This is a genomic window from Terrisporobacter muris (assembly GCF_024621905.1).
Taxonomy (GTDB): domain Bacteria; phylum Bacillota; class Clostridia; order Peptostreptococcales; family Peptostreptococcaceae; genus Terrisporobacter; species Terrisporobacter muris.
Genome location: NZ_JANKBY010000555.1, coordinates 1 through 1,371, shown reverse-complemented (window position 1 = coordinate 1,371; position 1,371 = coordinate 1). Strand labels below are relative to the sequence as shown.

2 protein-coding genes are annotated in these 1,371 nt (G+C 26.5%); both read left to right on the top strand.

From position 1 onward, the window contains the following. Positions 1 to 170 precede the first annotated feature (170 nt). A complete protein-coding gene (locus tag NSA58_RS20240) occupies positions 171 to 1,127 on the top strand; it encodes an alpha/beta hydrolase (protein ID WP_074078743.1) in 957 nt (318 codons plus the stop codon). Positions 1,128 to 1,150: 23 nt separating this feature from the next. Next, a complete protein-coding gene (locus tag NSA58_RS20235; protein WP_200886381.1) occupies positions 1,151 to 1,315 on the top strand; it encodes a hypothetical protein in 165 nt (54 codons plus the stop codon). The last annotated feature ends 56 nt before the right edge of the window (positions 1,316 to 1,371 follow it).

Genomic DNA, 1,371 nt, shown 5'->3' with positions numbered 1-1,371 from the left:
ATTATATTATTTATTTAGATAGCTTATTAAATGTTAAATAAAAAATTAGCTTAAGTAATTTAACCCACACTAGCACGAATTAATATCGTGCTACTTTTTTTGTATATAAAGACAAACATGTTAAAAATTTGTTATACTTAAATGGGAAACTAATTGAAAGGGTGAAAATTATGAGATGTAGCAATTTTTATTTTACTTCTAAAATAGACGAGAAAGAGATATATACATATAAATTTGAATGTGATGAAAATGTAGCTGTGAAAGGTGCAGTACAAATATCTCATGGTATGGCAGAACATGGCAAAAGATATGAAGATTTTGCTGAAATATTAACCGATAACGGGTACAATGTGTACGTTAATGACCATAGAGGTCATGGTAAAACTGCAAAAAAATTAGAAAATGCAGGTTATTTAGCAGATGAAAATGGATTTGATTGTTTAGTAGATGATATACATACATTAACAGAAATAATAAAAGAAGAAAATAAAGATGTACCTTTAATATTATTTGGTCATAGCATGGGATCTTTTGCTTCTCAAAATTACGCTATTAAATATGGAGATGAAATAGATGGACTTATACTTTCTGGTTCTAATGGAGATTTTGGGTCACTGCTTAATATGGCTAATTTAATAGTTAAATTCACTTGTAAGATTAAAGGAAGAAAATATGTTAGTAAATTTATAGATAGTTTATTCTTTGGTTCAAATAATAGAAACTTTAAACCATGCAGAACAGATTATGATTGGTTAAGCAGAGATGAAAAAGAAGTAGATAAATATATAAATGATGAAATGTGTGGATTTATGTGTACGTGTGGATTTTTTGAAGATTTTATAAAAGGACTCAAATTTATAGAAGATAGAGAAAATATAATCAAAATTAGAAAAGATTTGCCTATATTAATAGTTTCAGGAGATAAAGACCCTGTTGGTAATAATGGTAAGGGCTTGTTAAACCTAAAGATTAGGTATGAAAAATCAGGAATTGAAGACGTGAAATGTATACTATATAAAGATGGTAGACATGAAATATTAAATGAGATTAATAAAGAAGAAGTAAAAGAAGATATAATGAAGTGGATAGTTGAAAAGATAGAGAATAAAAAAGAAAGTTATTATTAATATAAATTAGGAGGAATATAGAAATGGCAGAAACAAAAATAACAGGATCTTCACAAAGAAATGCAAAGGATGTAGCAATAGAACTTACAGAATTGTATTATAGAGTGTCAAAGGAAGAGGCTAAATCAGCAGAAGAAGTTGGAGATACATACGTTAAAATTTACAATATAATTAAAGATGCAAGATAAATAAATTACAAAATATTAAAAAATTTATATCAGAAATTAAGATAGTTACTAAATGT